This window comes from Specibacter cremeus (assembly GCF_003946885.1).
Lineage (GTDB): Bacteria > Actinomycetota > Actinomycetes > Actinomycetales > Micrococcaceae > Specibacter > Specibacter cremeus.
The window spans coordinates 34,660-52,569 of record NZ_RWKQ01000031.1 but is presented as its reverse complement, the minus strand read 5'-3'; the positions used below and the strand labels follow the sequence as shown (position 1 = coordinate 52,569).

The 17,910-nt window shown below is 65.0% G+C and carries 15 protein-coding genes; 5 read left to right on the top strand and 10 right to left on the bottom strand.

Annotation, left to right across the window (positions count from 1 at the left end; all coding sequences use genetic code 11):
• The 9 genes from EJC77_RS12925 to EJC77_RS12885 form a co-directional block, all read right to left on the bottom strand.
• Positions 1 to 494 (bottom strand): transposase domain-containing protein (locus tag EJC77_RS12925; RefSeq protein WP_205787259.1); only part of this gene is annotated, 494 nt, incomplete at its 3' end.
• Positions 495 to 696: 202 nt separating this feature from the next.
• A complete protein-coding gene (locus tag EJC77_RS12920) occupies positions 697 to 1,671 on the bottom strand; it encodes an ABC transporter substrate-binding protein (RefSeq protein WP_205787257.1) in 975 nt (324 codons plus the stop codon).
• 25 nt (positions 1,672 to 1,696) lie between these two features.
• On the bottom strand, positions 1,697 to 3,739 hold the full coding sequence (locus tag EJC77_RS12915) for an ABC transporter permease (RefSeq protein ID WP_125613247.1): 2,043 nt from the start codon (positions 3,737 to 3,739) through the stop codon (positions 1,697 to 1,699).
• Positions 3,739 to 4,725 carry a quaternary amine ABC transporter ATP-binding protein gene (locus tag EJC77_RS12910; RefSeq protein ID WP_240630221.1) on the bottom strand — a complete coding sequence of 329 codons (987 nt, stop codon included), beginning with the start codon at positions 4,723 to 4,725 and terminating at the stop codon, positions 3,739 to 3,741. The genes EJC77_RS12915 and EJC77_RS12910 overlap by 1 nt, the downstream gene beginning before the upstream one ends.
• Positions 4,726 to 5,299: 574 nt before the next feature.
• Positions 5,300 to 6,388: an S-(hydroxymethyl)mycothiol dehydrogenase gene (locus EJC77_RS12905; protein WP_125613243.1), complete on the bottom strand. Its 1,089-nt coding sequence runs from the start codon at positions 6,386 to 6,388 to the stop codon at positions 5,300 to 5,302.
• A 15-nt stretch (positions 6,389 to 6,403) separates the two neighbouring features.
• Positions 6,404 to 7,942: an APC family permease gene (locus tag EJC77_RS12900; protein ID WP_125613256.1), complete on the bottom strand. Its 1,539-nt coding sequence runs from the start codon at positions 7,940 to 7,942 to the stop codon at positions 6,404 to 6,406.
• 221 nt (positions 7,943 to 8,163) lie between these two features.
• A complete protein-coding gene (locus EJC77_RS12895; protein WP_125613241.1) occupies positions 8,164 to 9,789 on the bottom strand; it encodes a GMC family oxidoreductase in 1,626 nt (541 codons plus the stop codon).
• A 42-nt stretch (positions 9,790 to 9,831) separates the two neighbouring features.
• The gene (locus tag EJC77_RS12890; RefSeq protein WP_125613239.1) at positions 9,832 to 11,316 is read right to left on the bottom strand and encodes an aldehyde dehydrogenase family protein; all 1,485 of its coding nucleotides are present in this window, start codon (positions 11,314 to 11,316) and stop codon (positions 9,832 to 9,834) included.
• Positions 11,317 to 11,413: 97 nt separating this feature from the next.
• Positions 11,414 to 11,764, bottom strand: a complete 351-nt coding sequence (locus EJC77_RS12885; protein WP_125613237.1) for a bifunctional 3-phenylpropionate/cinnamic acid dioxygenase ferredoxin subunit — start codon at positions 11,762 to 11,764, stop codon at positions 11,414 to 11,416.
• A 220-nt stretch (positions 11,765 to 11,984) separates the two neighbouring features.
• On the opposite strand from EJC77_RS12885, the gene EJC77_RS12880 reads away from it, so the two are divergent.
• Positions 11,985 to 13,187, top strand: coding sequence for an NAD(P)/FAD-dependent oxidoreductase (locus EJC77_RS12880; RefSeq protein ID WP_125613235.1), 1,203 nt, complete (start codon positions 11,985 to 11,987; stop codon positions 13,185 to 13,187).
• 53 nt (positions 13,188 to 13,240) lie between these two features.
• Complete coding sequence (locus tag EJC77_RS12875; RefSeq protein ID WP_125613233.1) at positions 13,241 to 14,377, top strand: aromatic ring-hydroxylating oxygenase subunit alpha; 1,137 nt, start codon at positions 13,241 to 13,243, stop codon at positions 14,375 to 14,377.
• A 67-nt stretch (positions 14,378 to 14,444) separates the two neighbouring features.
• Here the strand turns inward: EJC77_RS12875 and EJC77_RS12870 are convergent, their stop codons facing one another.
• On the bottom strand, positions 14,445 to 15,260 hold the full coding sequence (locus EJC77_RS12870) for an IclR family transcriptional regulator (protein ID WP_125613231.1): 816 nt from the start codon (positions 15,258 to 15,260) through the stop codon (positions 14,445 to 14,447).
• Positions 15,261 to 15,432: 172 nt separating this feature from the next.
• On the opposite strand from EJC77_RS12870, the gene EJC77_RS12865 reads away from it, so the two are divergent.
• The 3 genes from EJC77_RS12865 to purU are packed head-to-tail and all read left to right on the top strand — an operon-like array spanning position 15,433 to position 17,874.
• Complete coding sequence (locus EJC77_RS12865; protein WP_205787247.1) at positions 15,433 to 16,065, top strand: cyclodeaminase/cyclohydrolase family protein; 633 nt, start codon at positions 15,433 to 15,435, stop codon at positions 16,063 to 16,065.
• Positions 16,062 to 16,943, top strand: a complete 882-nt coding sequence (locus EJC77_RS12860) for a bifunctional 5,10-methylenetetrahydrofolate dehydrogenase/5,10-methenyltetrahydrofolate cyclohydrolase (protein WP_125613229.1) — start codon at positions 16,062 to 16,064, stop codon at positions 16,941 to 16,943. Before EJC77_RS12865 ends, EJC77_RS12860 begins: the two co-directional genes overlap by 4 nt.
• Before the next feature lie 19 nt (positions 16,944 to 16,962).
• Positions 16,963 to 17,874, top strand: a complete 912-nt coding sequence (gene purU, locus EJC77_RS12855) for a formyltetrahydrofolate deformylase (protein WP_125613227.1) — start codon at positions 16,963 to 16,965, stop codon at positions 17,872 to 17,874.
• The last annotated feature ends 36 nt before the right edge of the window (positions 17,875 to 17,910 follow it).

Here is a 17,910-nt window from a genome sequence, read left to right as displayed (position 1 = left end):
AAGGCCGCCTCGAGCACCGACCGGGTCCCGGCCGTGAGGATCGCGACCATCCGCAGCATCGGGTAGCCGGCCTCCCCGTTGGGGCCACCACGCGGCTTGGGATACCTCGCCCGGTTGGCCTCGGTGTCAGCCACGGCCAGTTGCGTTCCATCGATCGCCACGACCAGCCGCCCGGCAAACCGGGTCACCTGCCGGGTCCCGGTCACCGCGGGGCCCTTGACCAGGGTGAACAGTTCGCGCAGCGGGGCCACCCCGACCCGGCGCATCGCTTCACTCAGCGCCGAGGCCGAGGGGTTCTTCAGCGGTGCAGGAAGTCCGGAGACCAGGCGGGCGTAGACCTGTTTCCAGCCCTGGTCCGCGAACAGGACCCCGGCCAGCAGCAGGTAGATGACCACCCGGGAGGGCAGCTTGCGCACCCGTTGTTCCTTGCCTCCGGCCGTCTCGAGGGCGGCGTCGACCATCTCGAACGGAACGGCCCAGGTTAGCTCACCCAAATGTCCCGGCGCGAATACCCCCGGGGCGTGATTAATGGCAGAATCGGACATCGTGGCTCCCGTGGGGGTGGATCAGTCTTGGAGGACCGAACTACTGAAACAGGGGCCACACCTCTTTTCCCGGTGACACGCCGATTTGACGCCGAACTCAGGAGCCTAACCGAACGGCATTGGCTCTAACGCTGACCTACATCACATCCGGCTACTTCAGCCAGGCGTTCACCGCCTCCGGGTGGGCATCCACCCAGACCTTGGCGGCGTCAGCTGGCTTCATGCCTCCTTGGATGGCTTTTGCCACCGAGTTCTGGTCCGCGTTTGTCCATTTGAAGGCCGTGATGAGTTTCGCTGCGGGCGAGCCGCTGTCGGAGAGCTTCTTCGAGATCACCTTATTCAGGTTGTAGACCGGGTAGTCGCAGGCCACCTTCTCCGGATCGGCATCGCAGCCGGGCGTCCACGCCGGGAGGTTGACCTTCACCAGCGGGACCTCGGAGAGGAACCACTGGGGGTCGTAGAAGTACCCCAGCAGCGGCGTCTTGTTCGCTTCCGCGGTGCGGAACGACTGGATGAGTGCCGCCTCGGAGCCGGAGAAGACAACCTTGTAGTCGAGGTTGAGGTTCTTCACCAGGGCCTCATCGTTGGTCACGAAGGCCGGATCGCCGTCGAGCACCTGCCCCTTGCCTGCGGACTCCGACGTTTTGAACAGGTCCGCGTACTTGTTCAGGTTCGCGCCGTCGGTGATGTCAGGGTACTTGGCGGCCATCCACGGTGGTACGTACCAGCCGATGTGCCCCACGTTGCCCGTGGATCCCGCGTCGACGGCGACCTTCTGGTCCGTGATGTACTGCTTGGCCAGATCCTCGTGGCCCCAGTTTTCCATGATGACGTCGACCTGGCCGGAGGCGAATCCCTGCCAGGAGATCTGCTCGTTCAGGTTCTTCTCCACCACCGTGCAACCGAGTTTGTTCTTGGCCACGTAGTCGAAGACCGCCGCGTCGGCGGTGTAGCCGACCCAGGCATTGAGGGCAACATTAATGGTTCCGCAGTCTGTTTTCGCGGGACCGGCGGCTACCCCCTGGTTCACGGTTGCAGCGCCGCAACCGGTGAGCAGCATGAGCGCCCCAACTGCCGCGGCGGCGGCAGGGAGACTTCGGTTCAAGAGTCCTGCAGTTCTGGCCATGCTTTTCTCCTTGGATTGGCGGTTGTTAGATCTTGCTGGCAACTTGCTTCCTGACGGGAACCTGCCGGCGAACCGGGGTTGCGGCAGCGGCCTGGGTGATGCGGTCCAGGAGAATGCCCAGGAAGACAATGGCCAGGCCGGCGGCCAGGCCCTTTCCGAAGACCGAACTCTGGACGAAGCCGGCGACGACGTCATAGCCGAGGCCGCCGGCGCCCACCAGGGCCCCGATGACGACCATGGCAAGGACGTACATCAGACCCTGGTTGGCAGCCAGGGCCAGCGTCTTGCGGGCCATGGGAAGTTGGACCTTGCTGATGACCTGCCACGGGGTGGAGCCGCTGGAGACGGCAGCCTCCACCACGGTCGGTGAAATCCCGGCGACGCCGTCCGCGATGATCTTGATGGCCACCGGGGCGGCGTAGATGATGGCGGCCACAATGGCGGTAAAGCGGGTGGCCCCGAACAGTCCCAGGAACGGCACCAGGTAAACGAAGGCCGGCATGGTCTGGCCGGCGTCGAGCATGGGCCGCATGGCCTGGTCCAGTCTGCTGGAGCGGCCCATGGCGACCCCGAAGACGATACCCAACAGCATCACCATGATCGTGGCCAGCAGGGTGCTGGCCAGGGTCACCATGGCGTCGTTCCACAGGCCCAGGGAGATGATCACGGCCAGGCTGAGGGCGGTGACCGCAGCCAGCTTCCAGTGGCCGATGGCATAGGCAACCAGGATGATCACGGCGGACAGGAGGTAGAACGGCGTGTCCGTCAGCAGCGATTGGAACGGGTTGAGAATGCCGACCGTGACGGCTTCCCGGAATGAGTGGGTCAGGAAGTACAGGTTTGCCTGCAGCCAGCCGCTGGCGGCATTGACGCCGTCGCCGATGGCCGGGCCAATGTTGAGGTTCTGCGGGAAGACGGCGGCCCAGAGTATGGTGCGAGAGAGCTGGACAACCCCCAGGGCCAGCACAAGGGTGGCACCGAGCACAATGAGTCGGGTGCGTCCGGACAGCCTGCGGGACTTGGCCGCACCTGGCTCGGCCCGCTGGCTCGCTGCGGTGGTGACGCGGTCAAGCACAATGGCCATCAGCACGATTGCCAGTCCCGAATTGACCGCAGTGCCGACGTCCAGCGACTGCAGGGCGACGACGACCACCTGTCCCAGCCCCGGGGCCGCGATCAAGGCAGCGATGGTCACCATGGACAGCGCCGCCATGGTGCTCTGGTTGATGCCCATCACGATGGTCCGGCGGGCCATGGGCAGTTGCAGGGTGCGCAGCCGCTGCCAGCCGGTTGTCCCCAACGAATCGGAGGCCTCCCTGGTGTTCTCCGGGATGCTGCGGATGCCATGGGCCGTGAGCCGGATCACTGGCGGAGCCGCGTAGATGACGGTGGCGATCACCGCGGAGGCCGGTCCGATCAGGAAGATCAGCGCCAGTGGGGCCAGGTAAACGAATGTGGGCATGGTCTGCATGAAGTCCAGGACTGGCGTGAGGACCTTCTGCACGCGGTTGCTGATGCCGGCCAGCACGCCCAGCGGGATGCCTGCAACCAGGGTCAGCAGCACCGCAGTGACCACCAGAGCAAAGGTGTAGGCCGCATCGACGAACAGGCCCTGGAACCCGAAGAACGTGAATACGGCCGCGGTCAGCAGCGCCACCCGGACGTTTCCGACGGCGAAAGCAATCCAGGTCAGCACGGCCACCGTGCCCAGCCAGCCCATTACGGGGATGAGCTGGCCACTGGGGCTGGCCGCGAAGATGGCCATGAAGAAGCCGGCGACCCAGCCGACCGCGCTGCGCAACGGAGTGAGTAGGTACACGAAGACAGGGTTGCCGTCGCGGTTGTCTGCGATCCAGGCATTGAAGTGGTTCAGGATCCGGTGCAGGTCGGTCAGCTCGGCAGCCGGCAGTGACAGGGTGGCCGTGCCATGCAGGAACGCGAAGCCCAGCAGCCAGAGGGCGCCGGCCGCCAGCAGCAGCCAGGTCCGACGGTTGATCCGACGCCACAGTGCGGGATCAGCGGCCAGTGGGACGGCGGCCGCCGTCCGTTCGCGCAACAGCGTAGCCATCAGGCCACGGCTTCTTCGCTGGGGCTGGCGTGGCTGCCGCCGTCCGGAAGCTGTGCGGCAATGCCGTGGCTGCCGGCGCCGTGGCTGACACCGCCGTGAATGACGGAGAGGATGCTGTCGCGGTCGATCTGTCCCAGAACCGCGCCGCCGGGTTCCGCCACCAAGACCGGACAGGAGGAATCCGTCACCAGCGGGATGGCGTCCCTGATCAGCGTCCCCGCAGCCAGGACGGGAGCGTCGGCGGGCGTGGCGGCATCCACCGGGCGGGTGATCCATTTGAGGGTCAGGACGTCGGCCCGGGGTACTTCCGAGACGAAATCCGCTATGTAGCTGTCCGCCGGCGATCCGACCAATTCGTCGCCGGAACCCATCTGAACCATCTCGCCGTCGCGCATGATCAGGATCCGGTCGCCCAGCTTGAGCGCCTCGGACAGATCGTGGGTGACAAAAACCATGGTCTTTCCCATTTCCTTGTGCAGCCGGATCACCTCGGCCTGCATGTCCCGGCGGATCAGCGGGTCAAGGGCGGAGAACGGCTCGTCGAAGAGGATCGTATCCGGGTCTCCGGCCAGGGCCCGACCCAGCCCGACCCGCTGCTGCATGCCTCCGGAAAGCTGGTCCGGGTAGTGCTGTTCGTAGCCCTTGAGGCCCACCAATTCAATGATTTCGCGTGAGGCGGCGTGCCGTTCCTTCTTGGCCGTCCCCCGGATCTGCAGGCCGTAGGAGACGTTGTCCAGCACGGTCCGGTGGGGGAGCAGGCCAAAGTGCTGGAAGACCATGGACATCTTGCGCCGGCGCAGTTCCCGCAGCTCCGCCGGGGCAGCCTGCAGCACATCGCGGCCGTCCACCAGCACCTGGCCCGCGGTGGGTTCGATCAGCCTGGTCAGGCAGCGGATCAGGGTCGACTTCCCCGAACCGGACAGCCCCATGACCACGAACACCTCGCCCTTGGCCACGTCGAAATTCATGTTCCGAACGGCGGCCACGCAACCCGCCCTTCCAAGAAGGTCTGCGGGGCTCGACTGGGACAGCTTGGGATCGCCGGGTACCTTTTCACCGCCGGGTCCGAAGACCTTCCAGAGATTACGGACCGAAATAACGGGACTGTTCATCACTGTGCTCCTGCTGTCGAGGGCGAAGCCAATGCTTGGCCCAGATGTGACGTCTTTGTACTTCTTCCAGACCCGCTTTTCGTGCCGGACCGGAAGGATCTGTTTCGTATTGAACAACGTTGTCCGCATTACGCAACAGTGTGACGTGGGTCATGTGCGGCTGTCAACAGTTTCGAGCTGCGGTGGAAAATACGATCGGGAAGTCGTTCAGTGGCCGCGCGCGATCCACTGCCAAAGGTGCGATGCCGCGGCGCCGATGGTGGAGGGCCACTGTACGAATGGCCACGCGTATGGATTGCTTGCAGCCTGATAACCGCGACGTCGAAAAGGGCCCCATCCTCACCCCAACGGCCCGGAGTGGTTTTTGGGAAGACCTGCTCCCAGCGGACGATGTCCGCCGAGAGCAGGCAGGATCGCAGCCACCTGTGGCCGCCGACCCGGAGCCCGCCTATCCGACCTCTACCACCGACCGCAAGACCTTGCCTTCGTGGATCTTGCGGAACGCATCTTCGACCTCGTCGATGCCGATCCGTTCGGTCACGAAGGCGTCCAGGTCCAGCCGGCCGAGCTTGTACTGGTCGACCAGCATCTGGATGTCCCGGGAGGGCAGGCAGTCCCCGTACCAGGAGGATTTCAGCGCTCCGCCGCGCCCGAAGACGTCCAGCAGCGGCAGTTCCACGGTCATCTGCGAGGTGGGCACGCCGACGAGCACCACTGTGCCGGCCAGGTCGCGGGCGTAGAAGGCCTGCTTGTAGGTTTCCGGCCGGCCGACGGCGTCGATGACGACGTCCGCGCCGTGACCGCCGGTGAGCTTCCGGATGGCCTCGACCGGATTGGTCAACGATGAGTCGACCACGTGGGTCGCACCGAGTTCCTGGGCCCGGCCGAGCTTGTTGGCGTCGATGTCGACCGCGATGATTGTGGTGGCGCCGGCCAGGGCCGATCCGGCAATGGCGGCGACGCCGACGCCGCCGCAACCGATAACGGCCACGGAATCGCCGCGAGTCACCCCGCCCGTGTTGATGGCGGCGCCAATGCCGGCCATCACGCCACAGCCCAGCAGGCCGATTGCGGCGGCGTCCGCGCCGTCGCCCACCTTCGTGCATTGCCCTGCGGCCACCAGCGTCTTCTCCGCGAAAGCGCCGATACCGAGCGCTGGTGAGAGCTCGGTGCCGTCTTCCAGGGTCATCTTCTGGGTTGCATTGTGGGTGTTGAAACAATACTGGGGTTCACCACGGCGGCAGGCCCGGCACCGTCCACAGACCGCTCGCCAGTTCAGCACCACCCGGTCGCCCGGGGACACGTCGGTGACGTCGGGTCCGACCGCGGCGACCACCCCGGTGGCCTCGTGGCCGAGAAGGAAGGGGAAATCATCGCTGATTCCGCCCAGCTTGTAATGCAGGTCGGTATGGCAGACGCCGCAGGTCTCGATATCCACCAGTGCCTCCCCGGGGCCGGGGTCGGGCACCAGGATGGTTTCGACCGAAACCGGCTGGCCTTTTGCCTTGGCAACAACTGCCTTCACTCTGTGAACCACGTGGATCTGTTCCTTTCAGGAGGTTTGTGCTAAGTCCAGCTCCGGGCGCGGGTCGGGTTCGACCCCGTCCGGGCGCGCCGCATGCTCGGTCCGAACACCGGTCTGGTGTCTGATCTTCGTCCGGAAGAGCGCAAGCCCCCCGACCACGACGGCGCCGACGAAGATCACCCCGCCCCAGCGCCAATACCACTGGAACGGCGGCAAGGGGTTGTATATCGCGGTGCGCGGCCAGATCAGGTTCACCGTCATCGCCACGCCCCAAAGCACCGCCACAAGATTGACCACGAGCCCCCACCTGCCCAACGAGAAGCCCACCTCGGCTCCGTCCCGCAGGGGCCATTTCTTCTGCAGCCGGTTGCGCAGCATCGGAAGGGTGACCAGCAGGTACGACAGGTAGATCAGCACAATGGCGATGCTGGAGACAATCGTGAAGATCGCCGGCTGGCCGATATTGACGATCAGCGGAATCATCGCGCAGGCCCCGGTCACCACCGAGGCGACCGTCGGGGTCTTGTGTTTCGGGTGCACCTTGCTCAGATACCGGCTGAATGGAAGGTTGTTGTCCCTGGCCATGGCGAAAATCATCCGGGCCGAGGCCGCCTGGACGGCGAGGCAGCACACCGTGATCGCGATCACCACGCAGACCAGGAATGCCTTCCCGAACGGGTTGCCCAGGACCTCGAGCACAATGTACTGCAGCCCGCCGTCGGCCGAGCCCAGTTTCGGGTCCAACAGGTTCGGCGCCGCCAGGATGCTCAGGAATAGGATCAGCCCACCCAGCAGGAACGACGCGGTCACCGCCCGGATGATTGCCCGCGGGGCGGTGTGCTTGGGATCCTTGGTCTCTTCCCCCAGCGAGCTGGCGGTATCGAAACCGTACATGACGTAGCCGGAGGCGAGCGCTGCGATCAGGAAGGCTCCGAAGTAGCCCAGCGACTGCCCGTGCCCGATCCCGCCCGTATGCACGAACACGCTGGGGCCGCGCACCACGTGGAAGGCCAGGGCCAGGACCAGCAAAACGGCTGCGGTCAATTCCACGAAAACGCCGAAGCTGTTGATCCGGGTGGTCAACTTCACGCCGAAGGAATTGACCAGGGTGGAGAAGGTGATAAGCAGGCCGGCCAGGACGACACCGTTCAGCGCGAAATCATAGGGTCCGCTGCCGTTTCCCACGAATTGGAACCCGGACCAGATCTGCGGCAGGGTGATCTGCAAGGCCAGGGCCACCGCCGCCAGCGATACGACGGAGGAGATCAGCAGCAACCATCCGGCCATCCAGGACGACGTCGGTGAGGACAGTCTCTTCGCCCAGTTGTATACCGAGCCGGCGACCGGATAGCGGCCGGCGAGTTCGGCGAAACACAGTGCGATCATGAGCTGGCCGACGAAAACCATCGGCCAGGACCACGCATAGGCCGGGCCCGCTGTGCCGAAACCGAAATAGAACAGTTGGAACACGCCGGTGAGTATGGAGATATAGCTGATGCCGGCCGCAAAGCTGGCAAACTTTCCGATGCTGCGGTCCAGGGTCTGCGAGTACCCGAACTCGTCCATGCCACTCGCGCCGTCGCGACCTCCCCGGCCTCCATCGTCGCCCGGGGCCCCTGGGTTGCTTGGCTGTGCACCAGTGCTTTGTTCAGACATTGGTATTCCTTTTGGACGGTTCGAAATGGGGTGGTACGACCAGGTGCGAGTCTGGTCGTAGCGCAAGTCACCGATGCACTTCACGCAAGACCTACTCACCCCATGAACATGGCCGGGGATTGTCGGCCCGGTCAGACCCGGAGCGTCTCGGCCGGGTGTGAACCGGAGCGCCGCTGCGACTGCCGCAGGCCCCGAACGTCGCCATCGCGTCGGGCTGCCTTGATCAGATCCGAACAGCGTTCACCGATCATCATGGTGGTCAAATTCGGATTCACCGTGGTCAGTTCGGGCATCACCGACGCATCGGCAACGCGAAGACCGGTGACCCCCTTCACCCGCAACTGCGGATCCAACGGCGAGCCGTCGTCGTCGGCCGCTCCCATCCGCACCGTCCCGGCCGGGTGGTACACGGTGTTGTGCGTCTTGCGGATGTACGCGGCGATTTCCTCATCCGTTTGCACCGCCGGGCCAGGGTACAGTTCTGCCCCGGCCCAGTCCGCCATGGCGGACTGGGCGACGATCTCGCGGGCCTTCTTGATCCCGGCGATCATCACCCGCATGTCGTGCGGATCGGTGAAGTATTGTGGGTCGACCTTGGGCTTGTCCCGGAAATCTTGGCTCCGCAGCCGGACCGTGCCGCGGGAGCGGGCGTGTGTGACGTTCGGAGTCAGGCAGAAGCCGTTTTCGGTGGTCGGGAAGCCCTGCCGCGCCGTGTGCATGTCGAACGGAACCGAGCCGTAGTGGAACATCAGGTCCGGTCGGTCCAGGCCGTCCTCGGTGGTGGTGAAGATACCGATCTCCCACCACTGGGTCGACTCGGTGACCATCGGCTGCCTGGCTTCCCACTGGATCACCCCTTCGGGGTGATCCTGCAGATTGGAGCCGACCCCGGCCGAATCCACCAGCACGTCGACCCCGATCTCGCGCAGATGCCCCGCCGGGCCGATCCCGGAGAGCATCAGCAGTTTCGGCGAGTCGATCGCACCGGCACTGAGAATGACCTCCCGCCGGGCGCCGATGGTGCGAGTGTGAATCAGGTCGGCATCCAGAACGTCGACGCCGGTGCACCGCTTGTGCGCGTCGAAGTTGAGTCTTTTCGCCCGCAGCCCGGTCAGGATGGTGAGGTTGGGGCGGCCCAGGATCGGGTGAAGGTAGCTGACCGAGGAGGAGGCCCGCACCCCGTCCTCGCGCACATTGATCTGGAAGAAATTGGCGCCATTGACCACGGTGGCCTCGTCATTGAACTGCACCCGCGGGATCCCGGCCTGTTCACAGGCGTCCAGCAGCGCGACGCCGCACGGGTCTGTGGGCGGAACGTTGCGCACCCGCACGGGTCCTTCGTGGCCGTGGTGCTCACCGCGTTCGGCGTTGTTTTCGAGGCGCCGATACAGCGGACGGGTGTTCGCCGCCTGCCAGCCCTGCGCGCCCATCGCCGCCCATTCGTCCAGGTCCTCAACCGGCGCCCAGAAGGCGATGCAGGAGTTGTGCGAGGAGCAGCCGCCGAGCACCTTGGCCCGGGCATGGCGCATAAAGGAATTTCCGTTCTGCTGGGGCTCGATCGGGTAGTCCCAGTCGTAACCGGATTCGAGCAGCTCCATCCAGCGTGTGACCTGCAGGATCGCGTCCTGGCCGACGTCCGACGGGCCGGCCTCCACCAAGGCAACGGTGACGTCGTCATCCTCGCTCAGCCGGGCCGCCACCGCCGCGCCGGCGGATCCACCGCCGACCACCACATAGTCGTATTCTTCGGTCTTCACAAACTTCACCTCAGCCTCATTGCCGGTTGATTGTTCTTCGGGTCAGCGTTCATGGGTGGGAAACCACCCGGTGACCGCGGGTTGCAGGTTCTGGTAGATGTGCTTGGCCTCCTGGTACTCGGCCAGGCCGCTCGGCCCCAGTTCGCGGCCGACGCCGGATCGGCCGAAGCCACCCCATTCGGCCTGCGGGAGATAGGGATGGTAGTCGTTGATCCACACGGTGCCGTGGCGCAGCTTGGCGGCCACCCGCTGCGCCTTGCCCGCATCTTGGGTCCAGACCGCGCCGGCCAGACCGTAGGCGGTGTCGTTGGCGATGAAGACCGCGTCGTCCTCGGTGCGGAAGGTCTCGACGGTGACGATCGGGCCGAACCCCTCCTCGATCACCACGGACATGCCGGACTTCACCTCGTCCAACACGGTGGGCAGATAGTAGTAGCCCTCCGCCAGTTCTCCGTCGCCCCAGGCCCCGCCGCAGCGCAGTACGGCACCCTCGTCCAACCCGCGCTGCACATAGGCGCTCACCTTGTCCCGGTGGCCCGCCGAAATCAGCGGGCCGGCCTCTGCCTCCGGATCGAAGGGGCCGCCCAGGCGAATCGACTGGGCCCGCCGAACCAACGCGTCGACGAACGCGTCATGAATGGACTCTTCCACGATCAGGCGCGACCCGGCGGAGCACACCTGGCCGGAGTGTACGAAGGCGGCGTTGAGCGCATTGTCCAACGCGGCGTCGAAGTCGGCGTCCGCGAACACCACGTTCGGGTTTTTCCCGCCGAGTTCCAGGGCCACCTTCTTCACCGTGGCCGCCGCAGCGGCAGCCACCCGGGTGCCGGTGGCAAGGCCTCCGGTGAAGGAGACAAGGTCGACGTCGGGGTGCTCGGACAGTGGCGCTCCGGCCACCGGGCCGGCCCCGAGCACCAGATTGGCGACGCCGTCCGGAACGCCCACCTGAGCCAGGACGTCCATCAACAGGATGGCAGTGTGCGGGGTGAGCTCGCTGGGCTTGAGCACAAAGGTGTTTCCCGCTGCGAGGGCAGGGGCAACTTTCCAGGCCGCCTGCAGCAATGGATAGTTCCAGGGCGCGATCAGCCCGCACACCCCTACGGGTTCATAGGCGATGCGGCTGACGACGTTACTGTTGCCGGCGTCGACCAGCCGGCCGGCGTCTTGACCGGCGAGCTTGCCGAAGTACCGGAAGCAGTTGGCGATGTCGTCCATGTCGATTTCGCTCTCGACCAGCCGTTTGCCGGTGTCCAGCGATTCGGCCCGGGCGAATTCGTCCTTGCGCGCTTCCAATGCGGACGCCACTTTCAGCAAGGCGTCGCCACGCTCGGCGGCGGCGAGGCCGGGCCACCGTCCGGCGTCGAAGGCCCGGCGGGCCGCGGCGATGGCGAGTTGCACGTCCTCGGTCGTGGCCTCCGAGACCGTGCCCACCAATGTGCCGTCGGCCGGGCAGCGGATGTCGCGGGTGCCCCCGTCGGAAGCGGGGACCCAGGCCCCGTCGATGAACAGGGTGGCGGGTGAACTCATGAAGTCGACTCCTCGTCTGGCTGGTTTCTCACCAGGGCGTTCGCGCGGAAGGCGTGCCCATCAAGGTTAGGCGCTCGAAGCTGCAAATTCGCCGGGATCAGGCCGGGCCACCAACGGACAGACCCGGGGGAAGGTTTGGGACGTCGCCTGATTCCGTGATCATGATGTCCCCGTCGATCACGCGGACTTCGTGCACGCGCACCGGCAGCTTCGCCGGCGGGGCATCCACGGCGCCCGTGCGTAGATTGAACTTGGATGCATGCAGCGGGCACTCGACCTCACACCCTTCAACCCAGCCGTCCGCCAGGGATGCGTCTTGATGCGTGCAGGTGTCATCGATGGCGAAGAGCTCCCCCTCCTCCGTGTGGAAGAGGGCTATGGGCGGCGTCGTATCCAGCCGTAGCGCGTCTCCCGGCGCCAGCTGACTCAGTGGACATGCCTTGTGCATCGGATCTACCTCATTTCTTGCCAAATGACCCAGGCGAGCCGGATGGTTTCACATTGTTCAACTAGACTCACAATATGCAACAGTGTGACGGCGCACACATCGCGGCGTCAAGGCCCCGGGCAATTTTGCGATGTGCTTGACATCACAGCGGTTCGGATCCATCCTGTTTCACATAGTGCATCGAGTTGCGTAATCCGCAATTGCTTACAAGGAGGTAAAGATGCAGACCATTGCGATCGTCGGGGCGTCGCTCGCCGGCATCTCGGCCGCCCGCGCACTGCGCATTCAGGGTTTCGAAGGTCGGCTCGTCATCATCGGCGATGAGGCACAACGGCCGTACGACCGCCCGCCGTTGTCAAAGGACTTTCTTGCCGGCCGGATCAGCGCGGACGACCTCGCCCTGGAGGACTCCGCGGAAGATCTCCAGGCCGAATGGCGGCTGGGAGCCGCCGCGGTCAGTCTCGATGTCGCCCGGCGAAGCATCCGACTCAGTGACGACAGCCGGATAGGTTTCGACGGCGTCGTCATTGCGACCGGCGCCTCGGCCAGGATGCTGCCGGAGGTGGCCGGCCGAACGAATGTCCACCGCCTGCGGACCCTCGAGGACGCCCGGGCGCTGCGCGAGCAGCTCGTACCCGGCGCCCGTCTGGTGGTCATCGGGGCCGGCTTCATCGGCGCCGAGGTGGCCTCAACCGCCCGCGGCCTGGGCCTGGACGTCACCGTGGTCGAGATGGGTGAAGTCCCGCTCAGGGGCCCGCTGGGTGCCGAAATGGGCGATGCTGTCGGGCGCCTGCATTCGGCCAACGGCGTGGAATTGATCTGCGGGGCACGGATCGCGGGTTTCGACATCAGCAACAATCAGGTCACCGCCGTCCGGTTGGACGACGGCCGGTATCTGCCGGCCGATGTGGTCGTGGTCGGCATCGGCGCCGAGCCGAATATCGCCTGGCTGCGAGACGGCGGCCTCGAGTTGGGCAACGGTGTGTTGTGCGATTCGACCGGCCGGACCAGTGTCCCGGGGATTGTCGCGGTCGGCGATTGCGCCGCGTGGCAGGATCCGCGCACCGGCGACCACCAGCGGATCGAGCATTGGACCGGCGCGATCGAACGGCCGGCCCTGGCCGCCGCAGCCCTGCTGGCCGGCGAGAGCGGTGCGGATTACGGGCCGGCAGCGCTGAACCTGCCGTATTTCTGGTCCGACCAGTATGGCACCAGGCTGCAATTCGTTGGCCACGCCGCGTCCGCCGACCGGGTGGTGATCGAGACCGGGGACCCGGCAGACCACAATTTCCTCGCCGTCTACTACGACGCCGAAGCGCCGGTGGCAGTGCTCGGCTTGAACCAAACCCGCCTGTTCACCAAATGGCGCCGGGCCTTGAACCAGGGAACCGGGTTGCCGCTGCAACCAGCCGGCGCATCGTAACTGCCGCATCCACACTTCACACCATCCGTCACTATCGTCGCTGAGGAGTCACCATGACCGCTGAAGTACTTTCGGAGAGCCTCATCTCCACCCTGCCCGGCCACACCTATGTGGATGAGAACATCTTCCGTGCCGAGCAGGAACGCATTTTCGAGAAGATGTGGTTCTGCGCCGTCCTGGCCGCGGATCTGGACAAGGCCGGGGTCTATAAAACGGTCCAGGTCGGCCGCGAGAGCGTGATCATCAACCGGACACGCAAGGGCGAGATTCGCGCCTTCTACAACATCTGCCGGCATCGCGGAGTCAAGCTCTGCATGGAGGAATCAGGGGAGGTCAACCGCGCCTTCCAGTGTCCGTACCACGCGTGGACGTACGACCTCGAGGGGAAGCTGATCGCGGCGCCAAATCTGACCAAGATGCCCGACATCGACCGACAGAAATACGGGCTGGTCAACGTCGCCGTGCGCGAGTACATGGGCTACATCTGGGTGTGCCTGGCCGATGAGCCGCCGTCCTTCGAAGAGGACGTGATGGGTGCCATCGAGGAGCGGCTCGGCGACCTGCGCGCCATCGAGGGTTACGACATCGCCCATCTGAGCCTTGGTCGCCGGATCAAGTACGACGTCAAGGCCAACTGGAAGCTCATCATTGAAAACTTCATGGAGTGCTACCACTGCGCCACGATCCACCCGGAGCTCACCGAAGTGCTGCCGGAGTTCGCCGACGGTCTGGCCGCCCAGTACTTTGTCGGGCACGGGGCCGAATTCGGCGCGGACATCAAGGGCTTCACGGTAGACGGTTCCGAGGGCCTGGACGTGATTCCGAGCCTGTCCGAAGATCAGGACCGCCGCTACTATGCGATCACGATCAAGCCCACGGTCTTCGTCAACCTGGTCCCGGATCACGTGATCATCCACCGGATGTTCCCGCTCGCCGCCGACCGCACCATCGTGGAATGCGACTGGCTGTACCTGCCCAGCGTGGTGGAAAGCGGAAAGGACGTTTCTGCCTCGGTGGAGCTGTTCCACCGGGTGAACCAGCAGGACTTCGATGCCTGCGAACGCTGCCAGCCCGCGATGGGATCCCGGATCTACGCCAAGGGTGGCGTGCTCGTGCCCAGCGAACACCACATCGGCGCCTTCCATGACTGGGTCAACGACAAGGTGGGCGACGTCGTCCCGGCTTCGTAAAGCCTGGGTCAGGGTGCGAGCGGGTGGAGTCCCCGCTCGCCGGGTTCCCTGACAGCGCGAAGCGAGGTCAGGGTGCGTGCGGGGAAAAGCCCATCTTCTCGCTGATCAAGAGCCCGGTCTGCTGGAGTTCCGCCAGCAGACCGGGTTCTTTCTCGGGGTCGAAGCGGAATGCCGGTCCGGAGACGCTCACCGCGCCGATGACGAGGCCCCGGTGGTCCCGGACGGGAACCGCTACGGCGTTGATGCCGATTTCCAGCTCTTGGTAGGTGGTGGCGTACCCCACATGCGCGGCAGTCATGAGTTGTTTTTCCAGCGCCTTGCGGGAGGTGATGGTATTCGCCGTCAACATTGGCAGGCCGGCCTCCTTCAAGATCCGGTCGCGTTCTCCGGTTTCCAGATACGCGAGCAGGATCTTGCCGCTCGAGGTTGCGTGCACGGGCGTGAGATTCCCCACCCAGTCATAGGTGGCCAGCGTCGAACTGCCCATGGCCTGATCGACATTCACGGCGAAATTCGAGCGAAGCACTGCCAGATTGGCAGTTTCCTGAAACTGGGCCGCCAAGGCCTGCAGAAAGGGACGGGCCTCGTGCGCCAAGCTGAGGCGTCCCGGAATTGCGCTGGCAAGACGCAAAATGCCCACGCCAAGCTGATATTTGCCGCGCTCACTATTCTGCTGGACCATCCCCCGCGCATCCAGGGCGCTCAGCAGCCGGGAGGCGGTGGATTTGTGGACGCGCATTTCGTCGGCGATTTCGCTGACGCCCGCATCGCCCCTCCGGGCCAGGATCTCCAGGACCGTAATGGCTCTATCCACGGACTGCACGCCGGTGTGCGAAGCGGCCTCCGCTTCGAGTTCGGGTTCTGGGGACTTGTTGGCAACCATAGGAATATGTTCTCAGACCGCCTGTGTCCTCGTGCACCACGAATAGTTCAAGCTGGGTGGTGGCAGCGGGAGTTAGACGCCGCGCCTTCGTGCCCCGTGACCCTTGACACACCGACGAGCCGGCCCATAGAGTTCCTCATATATCAGTTGTATTTTCAAAGATGAGAGGCTGATGATGGCGCTAATCCGCGACGAACAAATCGGTTCCTACATCGATCGATTGGGGCAGCGGGTCCCCGCTCCGGGCGGGGGTGCCGCTTCGGGCCTGAATGTTGCCCAGGCCGCTGCGCTATTAGGCATGGTCGCCCGGTACACGTCTGGGGCGAAATTCGCGGACCACCAGGAAACCGTCGAACGGCTGGTCGAGGAGTGCGGCCGGCTGGCCGAGTCCGCTCTGCGTGCGGCCGAAGATGACGAGGCAGCGTTTGCGGCGGTGGGCGCCGTGTATCGCCTGCCCAATGTCACGGCGGACGAACGGCGGGAACGTTCGCTGCGGCTGGCCGACGCCGTTCGGGCTGCCGCCAAGCCCCCGGCGGACGTCGTCGACATCGCCGAACGTCTGGTGGCTGTCGCCGAGGAGCTGCTGCCCATCGGCAACAAAAGCGTGATCTCTGATGTGGGCGCCGCGTCGGAGTCCTTGCGGGCAGGCGCGGCCACAGCCAGGATCAACCTCGAGGTCAATCTCCCCGGAGTCCAAGACGAGCAAGAGAAATCGGCTCTTCGAAAGCAGGTGGGGCGAGTGGACGGCATCCTGTCTCGAAGCCAGCGGATCGGCGACCAGGTACGTGAGGTGATTCGCGGATGAGCGCCCGAATCTTGTCCGGGCAGCCGGCGGCGGAGCGGATCAGGGCGGACGTCGGAAGGCAGGTTGAGGAGCTGACGCAGCTTGGCCGCGAGGCGACTCTGGCCATCGTGACCGCCAACGATGATGAGTCCAGCTCCTGGTATGTGCGATCACTCGTGTCCTCGGCCGCGAAACTCGGAGTCAATGCCGCGGTCCACGATCTCGGGCCGTGCGCCGGCGAGGTGACTATCCGGGCGACCCTGGAACGGCTCAGCACCGACCATGCGGTACACGGAATCATTCTGCAGACGCCGCTTCCCGGTGGCATTGACCTTGGGGATGTCGCACGTGCCATTTCGCCCGAAAAGGACGTGGACGGGGCAAACCCGGTGTCGTTGGGGTTGCTGGCCGCGGGCTTGCAGGCATTTGCTCCCGCCACGGCCGAGGCGGTGATGACCCTGCTGGATGAATATCAGATCGACGTCGAAGGCCGTGAAGCGGTCATTGTGGGGCGCTCCGCCGTGGTCGGCAAGCCACTGTTCCATTTGCTCCTGAACAAGAACGCGACAATCACCGTGTGCCACTCGCGCAGCAGCAACCTTCAGGACGTCACGCGGAGGGCGGACGTCGTCGTCGCCGCCGTCGGCAAGGCCCGCCTGCTCACTTCCGAACACGTCGCACCCGGTGCCGTCGTCATCGACGTAGGCACCAATGCCGACCCAAAGGAAGGCTTGGTGGGAGACGTCGATGCGAACGACGTCGGACCGCTCGCCGCCGCGCTCAGCCCGGTGCCGGGCGGGGTTGGCGCCGTCACCACCTCGCTGCTTCTGCTGCATACCACCAGCGCCGCCCTGCGCGCGCAGGGCCAAAACTTCACCCCAGCCGGAATCGGCAGTTAGCCACAGTTACGGAGACATCATGACCTCAACACTCGCTCCACGGTTGGACAGCGCACCGTCGCGCCCTGACGCCGCCGTCGTGCCCAGCACCTATGTTCTCACCCTCTCCTGCCTGGAGCAGCCGGGAATCGTGCACGCGGTGACCAAGTTCCTGGCGGACAGACTTTACGACATCGTCGAGCACCAACAGTTCGATGACAGCCGCCGGGGCGTGCTTTACCTCCGTACCGTCTTCGCCGGCACGGAAGGTCCGGCTTCCGCGGCGGACCTGGCGGCGGAATTCTCCCTGGTCGCTCGCGACTACGACATGGACTTTCAATTCCACGACGAGCGGGTTCCCCGGATCGCGGTCATGGTTTCCAAGTTCGGCCACTGTCTCAATGACTTGATCTACCGATGGCGTTCCGGCACGCTGGGTGCCGACATCGCCATGGTGATCTCCAATCATGAGGATCTACGCCAGATGGCGGAATCTGCCGGTCTTCCGTTCATACACGTCCCCGTCACCGCGGAGAGCAAACCGGCGGCCGAGGCCCGCCTGCTGGAGCTCATTGCGGAGTACCAGATCGACCTGGTCGTGCTCGCCCGCTACATGCAGGTGCTTTCCGACGCGTTGTGCACCCGGCTCGCGGGCAGGGCGATCAACATCCATCACTCCTTCCTGCCCGGGTTCAAAGGGGCCAGGCCGTACCACCAGGCCTATGACCGGGGGGTCAAACAGGTTGGTGCAACCGCCCACTATGTGACCGGGGATTTGGATGAAGGACCGATCATCGAGCAGGAGGTGATCCGGGTGGACCACCGCTACGGCCCGGCAGAGCTGACCACGGCGGGCCAGGACGCCGAGTCCCAGGCCCTGGCCAGGGCTGTCCGCTGGCACGCCCAGCATCGTGTGATGATCACCGGAAACAGCACGATCGTGTTCAAGTGACGCCCCTGGGCCACTGACCCAGTACCCGCAACAACG

What these genes read in the sequence shown, in the direction of transcription:
- EJC77_RS12920 (WP_205787257.1), bottom strand. Translation starts at nt 1,671, where the DNA reads ATGGCCAGAACTGCAGGACTCTTGAACCGAAGTCTCCCTGCCGCCGCC.
- EJC77_RS12915 (WP_125613247.1), bottom strand. Translation starts at nt 3,739, where the DNA reads ATGGCTACGCTGTTGCGCGAACGGACGGCGGCCGCCGTCCCACTGGCC.
- EJC77_RS12900 (WP_125613256.1), bottom strand. Translation starts at nt 7,942, where the DNA reads ATGGACGAGTTCGGGTACTCGCAGACCCTGGACCGCAGCATCGGAAAG.
- EJC77_RS12890 (WP_125613239.1), bottom strand. Translation starts at nt 11,316, where the DNA reads ATGAGTTCACCCGCCACCCTGTTCATCGACGGGGCCTGGGTCCCCGCT.
- EJC77_RS12885 (WP_125613237.1), bottom strand. Translation starts at nt 11,764, where the DNA reads ATGCACAAGGCATGTCCACTGAGTCAGCTGGCGCCGGGAGACGCGCTA.
- EJC77_RS12880 (WP_125613235.1), top strand. Translation starts at nt 11,985, where the DNA reads ATGCAGACCATTGCGATCGTCGGGGCGTCGCTCGCCGGCATCTCGGCC.
- EJC77_RS12875 (WP_125613233.1), top strand. Translation starts at nt 13,241, where the DNA reads ATGACCGCTGAAGTACTTTCGGAGAGCCTCATCTCCACCCTGCCCGGC.
- EJC77_RS12870 (WP_125613231.1), bottom strand. Translation starts at nt 15,260, where the DNA reads ATGGTTGCCAACAAGTCCCCAGAACCCGAACTCGAAGCGGAGGCCGCT.
- EJC77_RS12865 (WP_205787247.1), top strand. Translation starts at nt 15,433, where the DNA reads ATGATGGCGCTAATCCGCGACGAACAAATCGGTTCCTACATCGATCGA.
- EJC77_RS12860 (WP_125613229.1), top strand. Translation starts at nt 16,062, where the DNA reads ATGAGCGCCCGAATCTTGTCCGGGCAGCCGGCGGCGGAGCGGATCAGG.
- purU (WP_125613227.1), top strand. Translation starts at nt 16,963, where the DNA reads ATGACCTCAACACTCGCTCCACGGTTGGACAGCGCACCGTCGCGCCCT.